This window comes from Rheinheimera sp. B2H12 (genome assembly GCF_059620065.1).
On record NZ_CM184363.1, the window covers coordinates 3,120,893 to 3,142,087 of the forward strand.

The 21,195-nt window shown below is 49.2% G+C and carries 16 protein-coding genes; 5 read left to right on the forward strand and 11 right to left on the reverse strand.

Annotated features, from left to right (window positions below):
- Positions 1-40: 40 nt before the first annotated feature.
- The 5 genes from AC53GJ_RS13375 to psrA form a co-directional block, all read right to left on the reverse strand.
- Complete coding sequence (locus tag AC53GJ_RS13375) at positions 41-568, reverse strand: GNAT family N-acetyltransferase (protein WP_496728301.1); 528 nt, start codon at positions 566-568, stop codon at positions 41-43.
- A 93-nt stretch (positions 569-661) separates the two neighbouring features.
- The gene (nagZ, locus tag AC53GJ_RS13380; protein ID WP_496728303.1) at positions 662-1,729 is read right to left on the reverse strand and encodes a beta-N-acetylhexosaminidase; all 1,068 of its coding nucleotides are present in this window, start codon (positions 1,727-1,729) and stop codon (positions 662-664) included.
- Positions 1,730-1,905: 176 nt separating this feature from the next.
- A complete protein-coding gene (locus tag AC53GJ_RS13385) occupies positions 1,906-3,534 on the reverse strand; it encodes a methyl-accepting chemotaxis protein (protein ID WP_496728305.1) in 1,629 nt (542 codons plus the stop codon).
- Between the two features lie 286 nt (positions 3,535-3,820).
- On the reverse strand, positions 3,821-6,124 hold the full coding sequence (locus AC53GJ_RS13390; protein WP_496728307.1) for an acyl-CoA dehydrogenase: 2,304 nt from the start codon (positions 6,122-6,124) through the stop codon (positions 3,821-3,823).
- Between the two features lie 25 nt (positions 6,125-6,149).
- Entirely contained in the window at positions 6,150-6,791 is a 642-nt protein-coding gene (gene psrA / locus AC53GJ_RS13395; RefSeq protein WP_496728309.1) for a TetR family transcriptional repressor PsrA, read from the reverse strand.
- Between the two features lie 224 nt (positions 6,792-7,015).
- Here psrA and AC53GJ_RS13400 point away from each other — a divergent pair, with 224 nt between their 5' ends.
- Complete coding sequence (locus tag AC53GJ_RS13400; protein ID WP_496728311.1) at positions 7,016-8,866, forward strand: FTR1 family protein; 1,851 nt, start codon at positions 7,016-7,018, stop codon at positions 8,864-8,866.
- 384 nt (positions 8,867-9,250) lie between these two features.
- Here AC53GJ_RS13400 and AC53GJ_RS13405 read toward each other — a convergent pair whose 3' ends face one another.
- Positions 9,251-12,349, reverse strand: coding sequence for a S8 family serine peptidase (locus AC53GJ_RS13405; RefSeq protein ID WP_496728312.1), 3,099 nt, complete (start codon positions 12,347-12,349; stop codon positions 9,251-9,253).
- 267 nt (positions 12,350-12,616) lie between these two features.
- Positions 12,617-13,141, reverse strand: a complete 525-nt coding sequence (locus AC53GJ_RS13410) for a hypothetical protein (RefSeq protein ID WP_496728313.1) — start codon at positions 13,139-13,141, stop codon at positions 12,617-12,619.
- 345 nt (positions 13,142-13,486) lie between these two features.
- Between AC53GJ_RS13410 and rimO the strand changes: the two genes are divergently transcribed.
- Together rimO and AC53GJ_RS13420 are read left to right on the forward strand one after the other, a co-directional pair.
- Entirely contained in the window at positions 13,487-14,803 is a 1,317-nt protein-coding gene (gene rimO / locus AC53GJ_RS13415) for a 30S ribosomal protein S12 methylthiotransferase RimO (protein ID WP_496728314.1), read from the forward strand.
- Positions 14,804-14,983: 180 nt separating this feature from the next.
- The gene (locus tag AC53GJ_RS13420) at positions 14,984-16,321 is read left to right on the forward strand and encodes an O-antigen ligase family protein (protein WP_496728315.1); all 1,338 of its coding nucleotides are present in this window, start codon (positions 14,984-14,986) and stop codon (positions 16,319-16,321) included.
- Between the two features lie 13 nt (positions 16,322-16,334).
- Here AC53GJ_RS13420 and AC53GJ_RS13425 read toward each other — a convergent pair whose 3' ends face one another.
- From AC53GJ_RS13425 to AC53GJ_RS13440, 4 genes are all read right to left on the reverse strand, one after another.
- Positions 16,335-16,850 carry a tRNA-uridine aminocarboxypropyltransferase gene (locus AC53GJ_RS13425; RefSeq protein WP_496728316.1) on the reverse strand — a complete coding sequence of 172 codons (516 nt, stop codon included), beginning with the start codon at positions 16,848-16,850 and terminating at the stop codon, positions 16,335-16,337.
- Entirely contained in the window at positions 16,850-17,512 is a 663-nt protein-coding gene (locus AC53GJ_RS13430; RefSeq protein WP_496728317.1) for a DUF2987 domain-containing protein, read from the reverse strand. Before AC53GJ_RS13430 ends, AC53GJ_RS13425 begins: the two co-directional genes overlap by 1 nt.
- Positions 17,512-18,384, reverse strand: coding sequence for a glucosaminidase domain-containing protein (locus AC53GJ_RS13435; RefSeq protein ID WP_496728318.1), 873 nt, complete (start codon positions 18,382-18,384; stop codon positions 17,512-17,514). The genes AC53GJ_RS13430 and AC53GJ_RS13435 overlap by 1 nt, the downstream gene beginning before the upstream one ends.
- A gap of 364 nt (positions 18,385-18,748) precedes the next feature.
- Complete coding sequence (locus AC53GJ_RS13440; RefSeq protein WP_496728319.1) at positions 18,749-19,159, reverse strand: lecithin retinol acyltransferase family protein; 411 nt, start codon at positions 19,157-19,159, stop codon at positions 18,749-18,751.
- A gap of 185 nt (positions 19,160-19,344) precedes the next feature.
- Between AC53GJ_RS13440 and AC53GJ_RS13445 the strand changes: the two genes are divergently transcribed.
- Both AC53GJ_RS13445 and yfbR read left to right on the forward strand, forming a co-directional pair.
- Positions 19,345-20,559, forward strand: coding sequence for a pyridoxal phosphate-dependent aminotransferase (locus tag AC53GJ_RS13445; RefSeq protein WP_496728320.1), 1,215 nt, complete (start codon positions 19,345-19,347; stop codon positions 20,557-20,559).
- Positions 20,556-21,179, forward strand: coding sequence for a 5'-deoxynucleotidase (gene yfbR, locus AC53GJ_RS13450; RefSeq protein WP_496728322.1), 624 nt, complete (start codon positions 20,556-20,558; stop codon positions 21,177-21,179). The genes AC53GJ_RS13445 and yfbR overlap by 4 nt, the downstream gene beginning before the upstream one ends.
- Positions 21,180-21,195: the final 16 nt, after the last annotated feature.

Below are 21,195 nucleotides of genomic sequence, written 5' to 3' on the forward strand. Positions count from 1 at the left end.
CCGGCTGTGGCAAAGCGTTATAGCGCGTCAGGGCAACACATCAGGCCGGAAACTGCGCCGCCATCCGTTGCAGCGTGTCACCGGTGACGCGGTTAATGCGCCAATCGTGCAGCATCACAGCACCCAGTGACTGATAAAAATCAATCGCCGGTTGATTCCAGTCCAGCACCGACCATTCCAGCCGGCCACAATCCCGAGCCAGAGCCAGTGTCGCGAGATAAGTGATGAGCGCTTTGCCGATGCCTTTACCGCGCAGTGCCGGATCGACAAATAAATCTTCCAGATAGAGACCTGGTTTGGCCAGAAAAGTAGAATAGTTATGGAAAAACAGCGCAAAACCGGCCGGTTGGCCCTGGAATTCTGCTAACACTACCTCCGCAAAGGCTTTATCGCCAAACAAGGTTTGCTGCAGTTTTTGCTCAGTGGCAACCACTTGATCGGCCAATTTTTCATAGTCGGCTAAGGCCTGAATAAATTGCAAAATTTGTGGCACATCTGCCACAGTCGCCAGTCGTAATTGCAAACCAGCGATGGCGGTGTGAATGGTCGTCGGAACTTGTGTTTGCATCAATAGGTTCTCAAAAAGGCTGGTTAACAGGCCTGATGCTGTCAACAGCAGGCCAGCATAAACGCCATGTCGCCATGACGTCCGATGGGTCCGTTACGAGCGTTCGACAATACCGGCCTGACTAACGCCGCCAGTCAGTTCGACCGCTTTTAGCCGGGCCGCCAGTTCAACTGCAGCCCGATAACGTGGGCTTTGAGCCAGCATGGCGTCCGTCAGTGAGCTGCGATGTTTCAGTTTTTCCAGCCGGCGGCTACTATGCTGCCAGTACTGCTGTGGCAAGGTATCCAGCACTTCGATAGCGCCAGCGCTGTCGTTACACACCAGCACCATATCACAGCCAGCACTGAACGCCGCTTCGGCACGTTGCTGGTAATTACCAGCCTGATGCGCACCTTTCATTCCAAGATCGTCGGAGAAAATCACACCATCAAACTGCATCTCGGTGCGCAGTACGGTTTGTAACCAATAAGGCGAAAAGCCAGCGGCTTTGTCACAAAATGCCGGATAGACCACATGGGCTGGCATTAATGCATCCAGCACGCCGAGCTGCTGTAACTGCCGGAACACCGCCAGATCCAACTGTTCGATGGCGCTTTTACTGCGATTATCCACCGGCAGCACCAAATGCGAATCTTCTTTCACACTGCCGTGACCCGGAAAATGCTTGCCTGTAGTGATCATGCCTGCTTCGCGCATACCCTTGGCAAAGGCCTGCACCATGGCGACCACTTTGTCTGGGTCTGTATGAAAAGCCCGATTGCGGATCACATCACAGGCGCCCCAAATATCGGCCACTGGCGCAAAAGAAATATCAATATCCTGCGCCAGCACTTCGACCGCCATCAGCCAGGCCATTTCAGTGGCGTACTGCTGCGCCAGCTCCAGCTCACCGCCAGCACCAGGCCAAATTTGTCCCATCGCCGGAATTAAACTGAATTGGTGTTTAAAGCGCTGCACCCGGCCACCTTCATGGTCCACCGCCAGCAATAAAGGTTGTTTACTGGCCGCCCGGCTTTGCCGGACTAATTCCTGCAATTGGGCTTTATCATGATAATTGCGGCTGAAATAAATCACGCCACCGACAGCAGGATGCGCCAGGATTTCTTTTTCTTCTGCAGTAATTTCCGGACCTGCAAGATCCAGCATAACGGAGCCGATCATCAATAGGTTCTCTTCTGGTAAAAATACCACCCCGGCATTGGATGCCGGGGTCGTTGCTAAATGAGCGCCTTACTTTACCGGAAGCGCTTGCACAAAAAAACCTGTCGTCGGAAAAAATGCAGGCATCGGTGTTAGCACAGTCTGCAGTGCCCGTGTGAGCAAGGCTCATTTTTCAATTACAGCCTAAACTTCTGCACCAATCCCATTAAAATGGCGGCCATTGATGTCAGCTCCTGACTGGCGACATTGGTTTGATGCGCGCCGGTGGCGGTTTGCACTGATAAATCGCGAATTGTCACCAAACTGCGATCCACTTCCCGTGCGACCTGGGCTTGTTGCTCTGAAGCCGTAGCGATCAATAAATTGCGATCGTTAATATGGCTGATCGAAGTGAAAATTTGCTCCAGCGCCTGCCCGGCTTTACTGGCGAGCGTCAAAGTGACATCGGCGCGTTGTGAGCTTTGCTCCATCGCCTGCACCGCTTGTTGGGTGCCTTGCTGAATTTGCTGAATTAATTGCTCAATCTGACGGGTCGAATTCTGCGTGCGATGCGCCAGTGCCCGCACTTCATCAGCTACCACTGCAAAGCCGCGCCCGGCTGCGCCAGCTCTGGCAGCTTCAATCGCAGCATTCAGTGCCAATAAGTTGGTTTGTTCTGCCACAGCTCTGATCACATCCAGTACCTGACCAATATCTTTGGCCTGCGCCGACAGTTGTAACACCAGCTCGGTTGACTGCAACATCTCATCTGACATCAGCCGGGTTTCGGCAATAGTACGCTGCATTTCCTGCCGGCTTTGCTGCGCCAATTGATTCGAGGCCTGGGATGCTTCCGAAGTAGAGACGGCATTTTGCGCGACATCTTCGACCGCCACCGTCATTTCATTGACCGCAGTCGCTGCTTGCTGCAGTTCAGCATTTTGCACCGTCAAATTGCCAGAGCTTTGCTCAGTCACCACACTGAGTTCTTCTGCCGCAGCGGCCAGTTGACCGGCGGTCTGATTGATTTGGCTGATAGTGTCACGTTGACTTTGTTGCAAATGCTGCAACCCTTCGAGCAGGCGGCCAATTTCATTTTGATGCCTGTTATCAATCACCCGGCTTAAATCGCCGGCGGCCATCCAGTGAAAATGCTGCCCAGCCGCCTGCAGTGGCCGGATCAAACGCTGCTGAATGAACCACCAGCTTAGCGTCAGCATCAACAGGGTAAATAAGATAAATAGCAGCACCAGTGCTGTGGTCAGTTTGGTTCTGCTGGCCGACTGTTGCATCGACTCACTATTGGCCTGCTCGGCGAATTGCATAAACTGATGGACCTGCTCCTGACAAATGGCATTGGCATCGCGCGCCCGTAAATTGGCAGCGATATAATGTTCGACGGATCCGTCACTCAGTGCTTGCGCTGAGTCTTGAATCGCCTTGATATAACTGGCAAAAGATTGCTGTAGCTGCGTTGCCAATCCAGCTTGCTGGCCACTCGTTGCGACGGCCAGGAAACTGTCAAATTTAGCTTTAGCTTCGGTTAAAAACTTTTCTGAACGACCGGCACTAACTTCAGCTTTATCCTTTTCACCGGCCTGTAATTCAACAAAACCGGCGGCCAGCGCGATCCGGCTACGCATCAAGGTGCCATAAGCATCTGTCAGCGGATTCACCTGTAACGCAGAAAGCTGATACAACTCGGTGATACCTTCTTCACTGTGCTGGGCGTTGAGCCAGGCATAACCACTGATCCCAATCAGTGCGGCACCAAATGACAGCAACAACCAGAATATTCCGGCCCGGATGGATAAATGTTTCAACATGAGACTTCCTTTTAGTGGCGAAATCAGCCAAAGATGCCAGGCATCTGAGGCCGGGTGGCTGAACAAAGCGACGAAAAATGCACCAGACTAAAATGGATTTGTTAATTTTGCGGCAGAAACAAGGAATTATCGGATATAACCCTGCTAATAGCAGGGTTATTGGCAAGGCTAAACATTGTTAGCCACCCACAGCTTGGTGGAGCAGACAACTGATCTTACAAAGATTTTTACCGGGCTGAAATAACAAAGCCAGCAGATGCTGGCTTTGTTTAGGCAGGAAACGAACTTAACCTTTGATAGCTAAGCCTTCCAGTTCACCTGGTTTGAAACTATCGACGCTGATAGCAGCAAAACGCAATTCATTCATCTCGTCCAGTTGCGTAGCTTCGGCTGCTGTTAACACACCCAGTTCTAACGCCTTGGCAATAGTTTGCTGCAGCGGTAGCTTACGGGCAATTTTGCCCTCTTTTTGCGCGGCATAAATTTTCTTCATCAACGGCTGGGCCTGATGTACCGCCAGGAAAGCTTGTTCCATCGAGCCGGTCGGATCATCTTTATCTGTCCCCAGGTAACACAGATGAGTCAATCGATCACGGATCACACTTGGTTTAAGCAGTGCATCCGAAATTTGCATCGACACCTCGTCATCCGGCATCTGGTAACCAATACCAAATGGGAATACCAGTGTTTTTAGTAACCGGCCAACCACCGCATTCGGGAAGTTACTGAAGAAACCAGCAAAAGCACGGCCAATTTCATACAAATTACGCTGAATGCTGTAATGAACGAATGGTAAATCAGCAACCTGCCGGCCATTGTCTTCATAAAACTTCAGCACAGTTGAAGCGATATACAGATGGCTTAATACATCCCCTAACCGCGCCGACAGCATTTCTTTGCGTTTTAGATCGCCGCCCAGCATCAGCATGGAAAAATCTGCACTTAATGCTAAAGCTTTACTCATCCGGCTCAGTTGTTTGTAATACTTCGCGGTATCACCACCCACAGGTGAACTGTTAAAGGCTCCTGCCGTCAGGCCCTGGAATAAGGCACCAAAGGTATTGCCCAGTGCAAAACCAACATGTTTCAGTAACAGACTATCAAATTGTTTTAAACCAGCTTCCGCATCCGGATTGGCTGCCGCTTCCAGCTCTTTTAACACATAAGGATGGCAACGGGTGGCGCCCTGGCCGAAAATCATCAGGTTGCGGGTCAGGATATTGGCACCTTCCACCGTGATGGAAATTGGCACGCCCATATAACCATGCGCCAGATAGTTTTTCGGACCACATTGAATGGCACGACCGGCATGGATATCAAAAGAATCGTTGAGTAAAGTACGCGACATTTCGGTCATATGGTACTTGGCAATTGCCGTCACCACCGATGGGCTTAATTTCAGGTCAATAGCGCCTGCCGTCATCACCCGCATGGCTTCCAGGCTATAGGTTAAACCGCCGATGCGGCCCAAGGATTCCTGCACCCCTTCAAACTTGCCAATCGACATACCAAATTGTTGCCGGACATAAGCGTAGGCGCCTGTCATTCGGGTAGCTAAGTGCCCTGTGGCAGTGCCAAGTGCTGGCAGTGAAATACCGCGGCCTGCCGATAAACATTCCACCAGCATCCGCCAGCCACGACCTGCATACGATGGACCACCAATAATCCAATCCAGCGGAATAAACACATCTTTGCCGTAGGTGGTGCCGTTCATAAAGGCCATATTCATTGGGAAATGGCGATCACCAATTTCCACGCCAGGGTGCGAGGTTGGGATCAGGGCACAGGTAATGCCCAGCTCTTCCTTGTCACCCAACAGTTTGTCCGGATCGGATAACTTAAAGGCTAAACCCAGCACAGTCGCCACTGGCGCCAGTGTGATATAACGTTTATCCCAGTTCAGCCGGATCCCGACCACTTGCTGGCCATCAAATTCGCCCTGACACACCACCCCCGTATCCGGAATACCACCGGCATCAGAACCTGCTTCAGGACCGGTTAAAGCAAAACACGGCACTTCAGTACCAGCTGCCAGACCCGGTAACCAGCGGTCTTTTTGTTGTTGGGTACCATAATGCATCAGCAGTTCGCCCGGGCCTAACGAGTTAGGTACCATCACAGTGACAGCCGCCGTTAAACTGCGGGTCGCGATGCGCGATACAATCGTCGAGTTGGCAATGGCAGAAAATTCGCGGCCACCATAGGCTTTTGGAATGATCATGGCAAAAAAGCCATTGGCTTTGATGTAATTCCAGACTTCCGGTGGTAAATCACGTTGTTCATGCACAATTTTATAGTCGTCCAGCATTTTCAGCAGGGTTTCAACTTCATTCTGCATAAAAGCCTGTTCATCAGCGGACAGCTGCGGCTTTGGAATGGCATGCAGTTTTTTCCAATCCGGCTTGCCTTTAAACAGTTCACCATCCCACCAGACATCACCCGCTTCCATCGCTTCACGCTCAGTATCAGACAGCGGCGGCAGAATTTTCTTAAAAATGGCAAAAATAGGTTTAGTGATCAGGTTGCGACGGATATCCGTCACCCCCAACAACACCACCAGTGCGAGAATTAATACAAATAACATAAACATCGGGCTTATCCTTAATCGGAAGGTTTTAGTCAGACTGCAAAGGTGCGGCAATCCCGGCCGCCAGATAAGGGATTAAACGTTTAATCACCCCATCAATTTCCACCACTTCGTTAAAGTCGGCGGCTGCGATATCTTTTAACGCTTCATTGGAAGCCATAGTGAACACTATAGTCCCCAATGAAAAATGCAGACGCCAGAAAATCTCACTGGCAGGTAAATCCGGACAACTTTGCTGCACCAGCAACACAAATTTATCCAGCGTCCGGCCGTAATGATGATTAAAAAACCAGCGCAAGTGCCCTTGCACATCGGTATAACCCCGTCCCAGCAATTGCAGGAACAAGGTGGTCCCGCGTTGCTGAACTTTATTCAGTTCCAGCAAAGGTGCAATAAACACCGACAGCACTCTGGACAAATCGTTCGGCTGTTGTGATGCCAGCAATAGAGTAAATTCCTGATCCAGTCTTGGCATTAAAATCGCCAGATAACGTTGCAATACCGCCTGAATCAATTCTTTTTTGGAACCAAAATGATAGTTCACTGACGCCAGATTCACTTCCGCCATACTGGTAATTTGTCGCAATGAAGTGGCGGCAAAACCGGTTTCGGCAAATAAACGTTCCGCTGCATCGAGAATTTTTTGTTGGGTATTTTGCTTACTGGTCATATCAGTCGATAGATTTAAACAGGTGTTTGAAATGTACGTTTGAAAACATTGGAAGTCAAGATAGCGAATCAATTTTCTCTGCAGCAAAGCAGAGCGCATCCTGCCGATAAAAGCTTAACCGCCGTCCAGTTGCGGTAAATTTTTTGCTTTCCCACTCTTCATTTCCTGCTATTAATGCAATAATGCGAATTGTTATTATTAATAAGCTAACCAAGGTGTGATTGATGGCAAAGTTTTTCTTGCTGCTGTGCTTCTGTTGCTGGAGCTCTCTGGCGATGGCGTCCGATAAACTGATCCAACTGATTGAATATATAGGTGCTGATTATGCAGCCGCAGTGGATAAAGGTGTCATTATCAGCGCAGGTGAATATGCTGAAATGCAGGAATTCTCCAGCCTGATCCTGGCCGAAGCTGAACAAAACAACCTGACAACGCTGCAGCCGCTGGCGACAGAATTACAACAACTGATTGCAAATAAAGCGGAAGTGGCTGAGGTCGGCACTTTAACGGCAAAAATGCGTAAAACAGTGCTAGCTGGCATGCCACAATTGCCGCTGCCAAAGCAAGTGCCGGATTTGGCGCGTGGCCAGCAGCTGTTTAACGACAATTGTATCGCTTGTCATGGTCAAACCGGTCATGGCGATGGTCTCGCCGGCGCCCAAATGGATCCGGCGCCAACCAACTTCCACGAAGTTGAGCGTTATAGCAGCCGCAGTTTATTTGGTTTATTTAATACCATCACGCTGGGTGTCGCCGATACCGGTATGGTTGCTTTTAGTCAATTGGATGAACAAAGCCGCTGGGATTTGGCCTTTTATGTCGGCCATCTTGCCAGCAAATCGTTATCGACCACTGAAGCACCACAAGCACTGGTTCATTCAAGCCAAATCAAACAATTATTAACGGCAACCCCTGCGGATCTAGCGTTACAGTATCAGCAAGGTGGTACCGCCTTAATGGCATTATTCCGCCAACAACCTGCATTATTTTATCAGGCGAATACTGCCTCGCCCTGGGCTGTTGCGGTGAATAATCTGCAACTGGCTAAACAATTACTGTCAAGCAATGCCGTGGCCAGTTATGACCTGACTGTGGCGGCTTATCTGGATGGGTTTGAATTAGTTGAATCGCAATTGGATGCGGTCGACCGCCAACAGCGCAATGAAATCGAGCAGGCCATGATGCAGATCCGGGCCGCGGTTAAAAACGAGCCTACGGCACCTGCCACAGCGGCAGCTATCGATCAGGTGGTCACCGCTTTACAACAGGCTGAGCAGATGTTGGCCAACACCCAATTGTCGGCCCAGAGTATCTGGTTATTATCTTTATTGATTTTGTTGCGGGAAGGTCTGGAAGCTTTATTAGTGGTGGCAGCGATTTATGCAGTCGCCGTGAAAACTGGCCGTACCGAACTGAAAAAAACCGTCCACACCGGCTGGATCGCAGCGCTGGCCTTAGGTGCTGTCACTTGGGTTGCTGCCAGTTATCTGATTAATATTTCAGGGGCGACCCGTGAACTGACCGAAGGTTATACTGCCTTGGTCGCTGCTGCGATGCTGTTTTATATGGGCTTTTGGATGCATAGCAAAACCAGCGCCGGCGAATGGCAACGTTTTATTCAAAGTAAAGTGCAGACTGCTGTACAAGGCTCAACCCAATGGGCACTGGCACTGGTGGTTTTCCTGGCGGTTTATCGTGAAGTCTTTGAAACTATTCTGTTTTACCAATCACTCTGGTTACAGGGTGGCGCGTTGCATCAGACTGCCTTTATTGGCGGTATTCTATGCGGTCTGCTGTTGTTGGCTTTGGTCGCGGTTGGCATTTTAAAATATGCCGTCAAATTACCGCTGAAAACCTTCTTCGGTGGCACTGCCCTGCTGATGCTGCTGCTGGCCATTGTGATGACGGGCAAAGGGATCGCCGCTTTACAAGAAGCCGGTCAACTGACCGCTATCGCACTGCCTGTCCCTGCTTTTAGTTGGCTCGGATTCTACCCAACGCTGCAAGGCGCGATGGCGCAAGGCATTCTGCTACTGTTGGCGCTGGCCTTTTTGCTGTCGGCGCGTCGCAAGTAACAGCATTGATAATACCTGGCGGACTCGGTGTTTTACACCAAGTCCGCCCATAAAAATACGTTTTAAATCAGTTCATTAAGCTCTGCTCCCTGTCAAGCTGACCTGTTACGCCGGGTCCTGTCTGGTCCATTGTTCTACTAATGATGTTTATTGTGATGAGTCCGACTTTGGATGTTTAATCAATGGATGCTAAGACTCGAAAATACCAAGCGTTGGACGCCAAGCGTTGGACTGCCCAGGCAAAGCCTGGCGGAGACACCGAATGATGATTGTCGTGGTGAGTCCGACGATTCATTTCATCTAAATTAGTTGGTTAATTGCATGGAATTCATTCATAAAAAAACCGTGGCAAAAAGCCACGGTTTTTTCAGTCAAACAGCGTGATTATTTCGCGTACACTTCCAGTACTGTGCTGTCTTGCTCTTTGCCTTTGGCATCAAAGAAGCTGGCAACCCCCATGTATGGCAGGCCACCAGTCACCAGACCACGCGTGGTCACAGTGACGATATTTGGCCGGCCATCATTGGCACGGGTACTGGTATTGATAGCGCTGGTCGCCGTATTGGCTTTATCCACCACCCAATAAGCCATGGTGTAGTTGGCGCTGGCTGCACCTTTTAAGTCCTTGCCATGCACCCAAACTAAGTACACATCACCTTTGACATCATCATTGGCTGGTGCCGGATTGACCAGAGTCAGGTCTTCATTGGCTTTATCGCCAGTGGCAGCGCTGATAAATGAACAGCTCCAGTTAGCACATTTGTACAGGTGCATATCCAGGTTGGCATCCGCAACATTGGTCAGGCCATTACGCAGACTGAAACGCGCCACTTTAGTGCCGGCAGGAACTGTAAAGAAATGCAGACCTAAACCTGGCTCATTGAAAGTGAAAGCACCATCGGCATCTTGCGCCACAGTACCACGTGAACCAAAGGCTTGTTGCAGACCCACCAGCTTGGCACTGGTAGCACCGCTGTAGCTCATATTGGCCAGGAATGTCACCCGACCTGATTTAGCTGGCACTTCCACTGTCATGGACGCCGGTACATCAATCAGTTGTGGTTCCTGTGGTTTCACAGCGATTGGACTGCGAACTTTGTGCACGCCGTCACTCAGTGTCATGCTACCGAAGCTCCAGGCGCCAAAAGCCGCATCTGCTTTGCTGGTCAGCGTTAAGGCATACACTGCTTTACCTTCAGCTGGTACTTCCAGACTGTTGGCGGCAACTAATTGACCATCACTGTTCAGGGTTTTAAAGGTCACTTCCACACCGGCCGGCGCCTGGATGCTTGGCGTATAAACTGAAGCAGCACCTGAGACGTTGGTCACTTCACGCACGACAGTACGGCTGCCAATTAAAGAACCAACACCGATAGCCGGCTGATTCAACTGGGCAGATTCTGTCGCATAACCAGCTTCGGTGAAGGCTGCACAGCTATAACCAGATTGATCTTCGACAAAAGCAGTTTTACCGATACCACAAAGGAAAGCGAAGTAATCGTTAGCAGTCGTGTCGTACACCAGACCAGGCGTTGCTGCCAGAACCGGTTGTGCATGGCCTGAACCGAAGTCAAAAATATCAGCTGGTACTGCTGAACTTGCTTTCGTCACGTCTTGACCTGCACTGGTCATCAGCGCAGATTTAATCATGGCTGGTGTCCAGTCAGGATGCTGTTGTTTCAGCAAGGCTGCCATACCGGCAATATGTGGGCTGGCCATAGAAGTACCAGACATATAGGTGAAATTGTTGCCTTTTGGCTTGGTGAAAGTTTCCGGCGTACCAGCCGCCAGCACATTGACGCCAGGCGCTGTGATATCAGGTTTGATGATATCGTTCACTGCTTTGTTCGGGCCTTTTGACGAGAAATCAGCCATCGCATTGCTGACAAAAGATGGATCTAACGTCACAGCAACCGTTTCACCTGCAGTTGCAGCATTGGCAATAAGCTGACCATCCGCCAGGCTGACCATGACGCCAGGGATCACGTTCGCTGGATTGCTTCCGCCCATCGCAATTGGATTACCGGCCGCGTTGTTAAAGACCACCACAGCTTTGGCACCTGCGGCCTGAGCATTGGCAACTTTGGTGACAAAGTCACAAGCACCGCGCTGTAACAGCACCACTTTATCTTGCAGCGCAGCAGCATTGCTCAGTGGCGTACAGGCATTTAGTGGATTCGCGATGGCGATATCGCCAGTCACAGTCCCAGTCAGCGCCAGAGAACGGGTTGCACTGCCTTCGATCGCACTGAGTTTACCATTGACGGACGGTGATGTGGCTTCAATTGCATTCACGGTGAAACCTGAAGCGGCCACACTGATCACCCATGGTGCAGGCGTGCCAACAGTTTCAATGGTATTGTTGTCGCCATCATTACCAGCAGCAACGGCCATCACCACACCAGCCTGAGTGGCCCGTAACATTGAAGCCGCTGAAATAGTGGTTAAATCGGTCAGACTACCACCGATGGAGTAGTTGATGACATCAACACCATCAGCCACGGCCGCATCAATAGCTGCCATAGTATCGCCGTAGAAACAGCCGCGCTCTGCAGTACCATCCGGTGCCACATAATCACTGTTCCAACAGGCTTTATACACAGCAATATGGGCACGCGGTGCAATACCTGTCACTGAGCCTTGCGCTGCACCGCCGATATCAGCAGCAACACCGGCATTACCGGCAGCTGTTGCTGCAACGTGTGAACCGTGGCTGTCTGCATCGCGTGGCGAAATAAACTCACCAGGCTGGATTTCATAAGCAGATTCAAAAGATTCTTTGAAGTAACGGGCACCAATCAGCTTGTTATTACAGCTAACGGCCGGGCTTTCTTCACCAGCGTCACAAATACCTTTCCAGTTTTGTGGCATGGTATAAGTACCATCATCGGCAAAACTTGGGTTTTCTGGCCAAATACCGGTGTCCACAATACCTACGACAATGCCATCACCTTTGATGTTATTGGTGTGCTGACCGCCAGGACCGGTTAAGCCCAGTAATGCAGGCGTTCTGGACGTTTGTACTTGCTCTGGTTTATCTTCCCAAACCCCGATAACTTGCGGGTTGCGACGTAAATTTTCAGCTTGCTCGCCAGTCAGTTGAGCAGAGAAACCGTTAAAGGTGTGGGTGTATGAATAAAGTAAACCTGCACTGCCATATTGTGCAGCCAGTTGTTTATGCAGTTGCGACAGGCCGTTGTTGTGGGCTTTTACCTTCGAACTTTCACTGTTGTACTGGTTTAACGCAGCGCCCACTAACTGACTGGCTGATTTTAATTCGCCTAAATCAGCGGCTTTTTCGATACCAGTTTTACCAGCAACCTGCACGATATAGTTTTTGACTTGTTGATCAGCACCAGCGACGCTGAATTTGTTGGCATTTAATTTTACTTCATAACCATTTGCCGATACTTGTCCGGCAGTGAAGCTGGCTGCAACGGCAAGTGCCAGCAGGGTATATTTTGGTTTAGCCTGGAATTTCATCAAATCTCTCCAATTTGTTATTTTTTGCTGTGGAGTCTGTGGCAGAAACAACTTTCATCCTGCTGTCATGTTCTGGTTTTATACTGACTGCAGTTGCTTTTAATTCAGTGTTGTAAAAATTTCTGACAGACAACATCGCTTCCTTTAGTTACAAATAATTACGACTGTTATGCAGGTGCCACCTTTGCGGCTGGGTTGTTAACTATTTTTCCGTTATTTATTTCAACCCAACTGTAAAAAAAATAGACACCTAATACAGACTGCTAATTATTGTTGCGCTCTGCGACGCAGCATTAAGCCTGCAAAACCCATTAAAAACAGCGCTGCAGTAGCTGGAGCTGACACCACACGAGTGTCAGTTACACTGACACCATTGGCGAAAAGTTCATCGTTGGTGGTGGTGTTGTACAGATCAGCGGCGGCGATACCGTCGGTGTCACTGAAGAAACCTTTAAAGGTCACGTCGTTCAGTAAATCCTGCACATCAAATTGTAAAAAAGTGAAACCCGCTTGCAGATCATCGATATTAAATTCAGCGATGAAGTCGTAAGCGATATCAACTTCTTTGCCAAACAGGGTGAAGCTAGACCAGGTAAATGCTTGATAAATATTGTCAATCCACTGCTGACCATCATCAATATCTACTTTGACTGAACCAATCAGTTGCGAAGAACCATTGTCAAGATTGGCATAGAAATCTTTAACCAGAATGGCGCCAGCATGGGCAGGCTGCATGATACTGGCACCAGACAGGGCAACTACAAAGGCGCTTGCGATTAATTTTTTTAACATATGTTCCTCATTACTTTACTGGATTTTTATAATATTCGGGTAAAGCCGCGCAACGGCTTACAATGTCATAGCATGAAGGGTGCCAACTTTAAAGACAAAATTTACTTAGCACTTACAACTGCGCGTCATTTGTACAAAGGGCAGCTTTTGTGGTCAAAATTCGACCACCCTTTGTCGACATCAACAGAACTGTCGTGAACGCTGTCACAATACTTGATGGCAATTACCACAATCAGCTGCAGCAAAGGCAGGATAATATGAACATAGCCGTCACTGATAAAGCACTGGTGAGCTGCGCCGCTTTGGTTTAAAATACGCCCCCATTTTCTGCAAGGTGTTTTACTGATGTCGCAACCTAAAGTTGGTTTTGTTAGTCTGGGCTGTCCGAAAAATCTGGTCGATTCAGAGCGCATTCTGACGCAACTGAAAGTTGAAGGTTACAACATCGTGCCTTCTTACGATGATGCCGAGCTGGTCATCGTCAACACTTGTGGTTTTATCGACAGTGCGGTGCAGGAATCGTTAGACACTATTGGTGAAGCGCTGGCTGAAAACGGTAAAGTCATTGTGACTGGCTGTCTGGGTGCCCGCGAAGATGAGATACGTCAGGTGCATCCGAATGTGCTGGGGATCACCGGGCCACATGCATATGAAAACGTGCTGGATCAGGTGCATCAGTTTGTCCCAAAACCAAAGTATGATCCGTTTTTACAACTGGTGCCTGATACCGGCGTTAAATTGACGCCAAAACATTATGCTTATTTAAAAATCTCCGAAGGCTGCAACCATCGTTGTACTTTCTGCATTATTCCATCGATGCGCGGCGATTTAGTCAGCCGTCCTATCGGCGAAGTGCTGGATGAAGCAGCACGTTTACAAAAAGCCGGTGTGAAAGAGTTACTGGTCATTTCGCAGGACACCAGCGCTTACGGCGTGGACCTGAAACATCGTACCGGCTTCTGGAATGGTCAGCCGGTGAAAACTTCGATGCAGGCATTATGTGAAGCGCTGGCTGAGCTGGGGATCTGGGTCAGACTGCATTATGTTTATCCATATCCGCATGTTGACGATGTGATCCCACTGATGGCTGCTGGTAAATTACTGCCCTATCTGGATATTCCATTCCAGCATGCCAGTCCGCGCATCCTGAAACTGATGAAAAGACCAGGTCAGGCCGAGCGCACACTGGAGCGAATTAAAAAGTGGCGTCAGATCTGTCCTGAGCTGACCATTCGTTCAACTTTTATTGTTGGTTTCCCGGGCGAAACTGAAGAAGAATTTCAGGAACTGCTGAATTTCCTTGAAGAAGCCCAACTGGATCGGGTCGGTTGTTTTAAATACAGTCCGGTCGAAGGCGCCAAAGCCAATGAATTACCGGATCCGGTGCCGGAAGAAGTGAAAGAAGAACGGTACCACCGATTTATGGCGACGCAGCAGCGGATCAGTGCTGAGCGTTTACAAGCCAAAGTGGGCCGCACTATCAAAGTACTGATTGATGAAGTCGATGACGAAGGCGCTATCGGCCGTAGTTTCGCTGATGCACCTGAAATTGACGGCGCAGTCTATCTGAATGGTTTATTTGACGTGAAACCAGGCGATGTGATTGATGCAGTGGTCGAAGCGGCCGATGAATATGATTTATGGGCCAGCGTCAGCGCTTAATCCGCTATCTGCTTGCGAGTATCAGAGCCCGGTCTGCACCGGGCTTTTTTATTTCCGGCACCAGCCAGCGCTGTTTCGGCTGCGCTTGTGGTTAAATAAGCCTGCTGATATGTTGCCATTTTTACGTAATGTCAGTAACTTAACATCTTTTATCGCCTTATAAACCCGCTGGTTATTCAGATGCGCCAACTCAGTTTTGATGCTGTTATTTTTACCCTGCTTTGCCTGATCTTACTTTGGGCGCCAATTCCGCTTGGTAGTAACAGGCCTTGGGCCTGGTCGTTACTGGAGTTTATGATTGGACTGACTTATCTGCTGCATCTGGCCCATAGTTTTCGCGCCAACGGACCTGCTTTATGGCAAGGCTGGTCTTGGCCTGTGATGCTGCCAGTGGCGTTATTACAACTGTATTTAGCTCTGCAAATCAGTGGTTTAATACCCGGCATTAGTACGGCTGACGCTAAACAGACGGAAATTATGCTGATTAAAGGCATATTTTTCCTGCTCTGGTTACATTTGTTGCATACCTATCTGCATAACAATCAACGGCTGAAAATGCTGGTGCTGACGGTGGTATTGGCTGGTTTTATCCAGGCATTTTATGGCTCGGTATTAAATCTGGCGGATATCAGCCAGTCGCCGTTATTTAATTTGCAGGAAAATGGCCGCGCCCGTGGCTCTTTTGGTTATCAAAATCATTTTGCTAATTATTTATCGCTCTGCCTGGCACTGGCGATTGGTTTGTTGTTATCGCAGTTATCCAGTCAAAAAACGCAATGGCAATTGAAACTTATCCTACGCGATACCGTCACGAGTCTGTTAAGCAGCAAGCTCATGTTACGGTTAGCGATTGTGGTGATGGTGATAGGTCTGGTCCTTAGCCGTTCGCGGATGGGCAATGCCGCTTTTTTTGCTGCGCTCGGTCTGGTGGCCTGTTACAGCTTGTTTTTCTACAAAAGACCACCGGCATTATTAAAGCCGCTTATTATCAGTGTTTTGCTGTTAGATATGCTGATCATAGGTTCGATGTTCGGGCTGGAAAAATTGCAGCAAAGATATCAGGAAACGTCCTTTGCCTCGGAAGCACGGGATAACGTGGTGCTCGACAGCGTACCTCTGTTACAGCAACATGGCCTGGCCGGCACCGGCGGTGGTACTTTTTATACCGTGTTTCCGGCAGTGCAACCAGCGCCTTATTCCGGCTTTTATGATCACGCCCACAATGAATACCTGCAATTTGCCATTGAGTTAGGCCTGCCGGTAACCGCGATGCTTGGCTTGATGTTGTTGTGGTGTTTATGGCAGAACCTGCAGGTGATGCGTGTCAGCGATGACAAACTTCATCGCGGCCTGGCTTTTGGCGCTGCGATGGCCATAGTTCATATGCTGATCCATAACAGTGTCGACTTTAACTTACAGGCGCCAGCCACCGCCTTGTTATTTTTGACCATCCTGGCATTGAGCCAATGCCTGTATCAACGCCGGCTGCAGAAAGTAAGACGCTACAGCCCGCAGTGACCATGAACCATGGTTAGCTGGTTTGACGCTGGTTAAAAGCTGCAAAAGCCTGCTGTATTGCGGTGGCAGCTGTTGCAGCGCCGGTTTTCTGCAGCAACATGGCTGCACATTCCGCAGTGCACCACCCTGCCTGGCGCTGATTGCGTCTCAGCAGATAGGCTGAGCTGTGGCGGCTTTGTAACATCAGCGCGGGCATCTGCTGCAAGTACGGGCTTTGGTTATACATTTTCTGCGCCAGTTGCCAGGTAGCGTCCAGCAAAATCACGCTATGAATGGCATCAGGTAATTCCAGCATGGCAGGCTCATCACAATCCAGCATTGTGGCCTGCGCCGCCGGATACAACAGCGCATAACCTTGCTGGCGTTGTAAAGCAGGATCCGGCGCCACTCTGGACCAGCTCAACCTCTGCACCTGATGCTCGCCAAAAGCCGATAGCGCCGGTGCCAATAATGCACCGGTATTGCTGGCTTTGTTAAATTCGGTCGGATGCGTCAGTAACACCAGCTGCAATGGTCTGAATGTTGGCATTATCGCGTTAACAGCGGCACCAAATAAGCAGGCGCATTGGAAAACTGCAGTTGCGTTGGTGTTGCCGCAGCTTCTGCAGCCAGCGCTGGCAGCAGTTGAACCTGACAAACACGGGTCTGACACTGCACTCTGGATTGCAATGCAGCTGGCGCATGTTCCAGCACGGTATCGGCGTCAAAATGCAGACTGACACCGGTCATTTCCGGCAAAAAATATTTACCCAACCCGGCTAAATCACCTAATAACAATTGAAATTGCTGATGCATCCTGGCCAGTTGTGCCCAACTGATGTTGGCATCCAGCGGCATTTTACTGCGTAAACGGAAATTTAAATCACAGGGCTTAGCCGCTGGGGGTTGTTCAATCACAATCAGCGCTTTGCGGTTATTCAACAGCTCAGAATAAGGCAAAATCAGTTCGCCATTGCTTGCCAGTGTCAAAGGTTCAGCACTGATATCTGTGGTGATCATGGCTTTGTCGATTTGACAGGTATCTGTACTGCCTTGTTTTTGAAGTAAAAAAGCTAATGTGATATCACTGTACTCAGCTTTTTCACTTTTTTTCATCCGGGCGTAAAAGCCATCGTAATTAAACTGTGTATTGGCCGCAGCCGGTAAAGACATACTGGTCGCAACCAGTAACATTAGGGAAAACAAGCGCATTAACTTTGTTCCAGCAGTTTATCATTGGCCGCTATCATATCCTTTATTTCAAGCACATAGCGCTGGCCACGTTCAGAATAACGAATTAAACCGTGCACCAAATGTTCACCAGTCACTTCTTGCTGTTTAGCACGCAAATCTGCCCGGATGGCACGGAGGTCTTCATAGACATAAAAAGTATTCAGGTTATAAAAGTAGGCATTGACACTTTCGGCAATATGTTCAAACATCGCCACTTCATGATATTTACCGGCACTGCGGCGGCTTGGCACCACGCCACAACCCGCTTTAAAGCACCACTGACCGAAAAAGTTATAGCCTTCGGCAGCAAATCGACTGCTGCCCCAGCCAGATTCTTTGGCGGCCTGATTCAGCACTAAACTGACGGGTAATACATCGACCCGCGTCAATAAATCTTGTAAACCACGCGCGTCGGCTTCCGGATAATCCACTTTAAATTCATCAAACAAACTGTAAATAAAGGCATATTCTTCCAGCGTCCAGGCTTGCTGTAACCTTTGTTTCGCCTGTAACTCCAGCACTTGCTGGCGTAATTTGTGTAATCGGCTATTTTCACGTTCGATATAAGGCTCAAGGTAAGCAAAGAAAGCCTTTTTCCGTTCCAGATTATCTTTAATGGCGGCAAAATCCGGTACTGCGGTTAAAGCCGGCATATGATCAGGATAAGTCAGTCTGGCCAATAATTTTTGTTGATCAGCGCCCTGCAAGGCAGATAACTTAGTTGGCACCTGCCAGGGCGCCAGTTGTTGCGCCTCGGACATCACATCGGTGCGAAAAAATGGATAAGCCAGCGCAGCAACAACCGTGAGAGTGGCTGTTCCTTGTGCCAGTATTTTTAACCATAATTTCATCAATAAAGTTCCTAAAATATTTGCAGCATCCAAATTTTCATGTCGTCAGCTGCTTAATTTTTCGGCATGCATTGCAGACAAAAAAAGCCAGCTGCAGCAGCGTTTGGCACGCTATTTTAGCGGCTGAAACCTGTTTTTTCGACCAAAAATTACAAAATAACAGCAAAACCTGGTTATGCCAGAAGCTATCTATTTGAAATAACTAGCTTTAAATTTTGATTAAAAAACGCATGCGACCGCGCTAAACTGCCACTTTTTCGCTGAATGGCAGCTGAAAAAGCGAGCTTGAATTACTTTTTGACAACCGTCAAAAAGCCGCGCTAAAGCGCTGAAAAAACCAGCAACCAACACCAGCTCTGGCTGGCTAACCCACAACCTGTTGCCAGTAAATTTCAGTCCGCCAGTGCTGGCTTAATTCGGCTTTTAAATCAAAAAAACTAGTCACTGTATTGGCTCGTCCGGTGATACAACTACAGCAAAATCTGTGGCAGTTGTTCTGGAGCAGATCATAAGGCTGGTAACTATAAATAAGCTGACTGGCATGTTGGGCGACAGCCGGATTGGCGAAAACCCGTCCACTGGCATCACAGGCCACCAGTAAATGATTGCCGGAGCGGCCTTGTAAAAAGCGAGCGACCGAAATAGCCCTGACCAGTCCTGTGCCAGCTAGCTCCACAATCAGACCATCGCCAAGGTAAATGCCGCTATGTTCGAACAGGTGATAAATTTCACAAACCACTAAACTCCCGGCTGCGACGGCAGACAATTTCAACATCACTCACCTGAACCTTGCATCCGGCAACAACAGCAGATGCATTTTTTTACCAATTTTGCCTCAGTATGATTGCAAATGCCTGCCGGCTGTGTAAAAAGGTGTAAGGAAATTTTTTTCATCATGTGTCCTCTGTCACCCGGGGGCATCCAGTTAATCAGGCCGATGGAGGCAAAAAGGTAAGCGGTATGAAGCCAGTTGAGCGCTCGAAAAAATTAGATGGTGTTTGTTACGATATTCGTGGCCCCGTTGCCCGCGAGGCAAAACGGATGGAAGAGGAAGGCCACCGGATCTTAAAACTCAATATTGGTAATCCCGCCCCCTTTGGTTTTGAAGCGCCGGATGAAATTCTCAAACACGTCATCCATAACCTGCCCACAGCGCAGGGTTATACCGACTCACAGGGCATTTATCCGGCCAGAGTCGCAGTAGCGCAGTATTATCAGCAGCGCGGCATCCTGGGTGCCGGTGCTGATGATGTTTATATCGGCAATGGTGTTTCTGAGCTTATTCTGATGTCGTTACAGGCACTGCTGGATAATGGCGACGAAGTGCTGATCCCCTCCCCTGACTATCCGCTGTGGACGGCAGCGGTCAATCTGGCCGGCGGCAAAGCAGTGCATTATCGCTGCGATGAACAAGCCGACTGGTACCCGGATACGGCAGATATCCGTAGTAAAATCACCAGCCGGACCAAAGCTCTGGTGCTGATTAACCCCAATAACCCGACCGGCGCAGTGTATGACAACCAGATGTTGCTGGATTTGCTGCAAATTGCCCGCGAACATGGCCTGGTCGTACTCAGCGATGAGATTTACGACAAAATTCTGTATGACGGTGCCAGCCATACTTGTACTGCCGCACTGGCTGATGATTTAGTGCTGCTGACCTTTGGTGGTTTATCGAAAAATTACCGTATTGCTGGTTTCAGGGTGGGTTGGTTGTTTATTTCCGGTGCCAAGCAAGCCGCCCGGCATTATATTGAGGGCTTAAACATTCTGGCTTCAATGCGGTTATGTGCCAATGTGCCATGTCAGCATGCGGTGCAAACCGCGCTCGGCGGTTACCAGAGTATTAATGAACTGATAGTGCCAGGTGGTCGTTTGTATGATCAGATGGACTTAGCCCATCAGTTAGTGAATCAGATAGATGGGTTAAGTTGTGTCCGGCCGAAAGGGGCGATGTATCTCTTCCCGAAAATTGACCGGAAAAAATTCCCCATCAAAGACGATGAATTGTTTGTACTGGATTTTTTACGTCAGCATAAAGTGTTATTGGTGCATGGCCGTGCCTTTAACTGGCCGGAACCTGATCATTTTCGCATTGTGTTTTTGCCGCACAAAGAACAGTTAGAACAGGCGCTTAGTAAACTGGCGCAATTTCTGCCGGGGTATAGTCAGTGACCAGCCCAGTGGATGCGGACTCAGCAGGTCAGAGTCATTTTTTTGCCCAGTTATTTCGGATGAAATTGATCCAGCGCTGGCCTTTGATGCGCAATATCAGCAAAGAAAATGTGGCTGAACACAGTCACCAGGTGGCGATGGTGGCACATATGCTGGCCACTATTGGCCGTCAGCTGTATCAGGGCCAGCTAGCACCGGAGCGGGTTGCCACTTTGGCGTTATTCCATGATGCCAGTGAAGTACTGACCGGCGACTTACCGACGCCGGTGAAATACTTCAATCCACAGATTGCGGTCGAATATAAAAAAATCGAAGCCATCGCCGAGCAGCGGTTGCTCGCGTTATTGCCAGCAGAACTGCAACAGGCCTACCAGCCTTTGTTGCTCTCTGAGCAATACAGCAGCGCAGAAAAACAGTTGGTGAAAGCCGCCGATCATTTGTGTGCTTATGTCAAAACCATCGAAGAAATCAGCGCTGGCAACCATGAGTTTGTGCAGGCACAGCGTAGGTTGGAAAAGATGCTGCAAGCTTACCCGCAACCGGAAGTGCAATATTTCCTGCGGGTGTTTTGCCCTAGCTTTGCGCTATCACTGGATGAAATCAGTCAGGAAGACATATGAAACAAGGCGTCGGTTG

Coding starts and splice junctions, on each gene's coding strand:
- AC53GJ_RS13375 (WP_496728301.1), bottom strand. CDS start 568: ATGCAAACACAAGTTCCGACGACCATTCACACCGCCATCGCTGGTTTG.
- nagZ (WP_496728303.1), bottom strand. CDS start 1,729: ATGATCGGCTCCGTTATGCTGGATCTTGCAGGTCCGGAAATTACTGCA.
- AC53GJ_RS13385 (WP_496728305.1), bottom strand. CDS start 3,534: ATGTTGAAACATTTATCCATCCGGGCCGGAATATTCTGGTTGTTGCTG.
- AC53GJ_RS13390 (WP_496728307.1), bottom strand. CDS start 6,124: ATGTTTATGTTATTTGTATTAATTCTCGCACTGGTGGTGTTGTTGGGG.
- psrA (WP_496728309.1), bottom strand. CDS start 6,791: ATGACCAGTAAGCAAAATACCCAACAAAAAATTCTCGATGCAGCGGAA.
- AC53GJ_RS13400 (WP_496728311.1), top strand. CDS start 7,016: ATGGCAAAGTTTTTCTTGCTGCTGTGCTTCTGTTGCTGGAGCTCTCTG.
- AC53GJ_RS13405 (WP_496728312.1), bottom strand. CDS start 12,349: ATGAAATTCCAGGCTAAACCAAAATATACCCTGCTGGCACTTGCCGTT.
- AC53GJ_RS13410 (WP_496728313.1), bottom strand. CDS start 13,141: ATGTTAAAAAAATTAATCGCAAGCGCCTTTGTAGTTGCCCTGTCTGGT.
- rimO (WP_496728314.1), top strand. CDS start 13,487: ATGTCGCAACCTAAAGTTGGTTTTGTTAGTCTGGGCTGTCCGAAAAAT.
- AC53GJ_RS13420 (WP_496728315.1), top strand. CDS start 14,984: ATGCGCCAACTCAGTTTTGATGCTGTTATTTTTACCCTGCTTTGCCTG.
- AC53GJ_RS13425 (WP_496728316.1), bottom strand. CDS start 16,850: ATGCCAACATTCAGACCATTGCAGCTGGTGTTACTGACGCATCCGACC.
- AC53GJ_RS13430 (WP_496728317.1), bottom strand. CDS start 17,512: ATGCGCTTGTTTTCCCTAATGTTACTGGTTGCGACCAGTATGTCTTTA.
- AC53GJ_RS13435 (WP_496728318.1), bottom strand. CDS start 18,384: ATGAAATTATGGTTAAAAATACTGGCACAAGGAACAGCCACTCTCACG.
- AC53GJ_RS13440 (WP_496728319.1), bottom strand. CDS start 19,159: ATGTTGAAATTGTCTGCCGTCGCAGCCGGGAGTTTAGTGGTTTGTGAA.
- AC53GJ_RS13445 (WP_496728320.1), top strand. CDS start 19,345: ATGAAGCCAGTTGAGCGCTCGAAAAAATTAGATGGTGTTTGTTACGAT.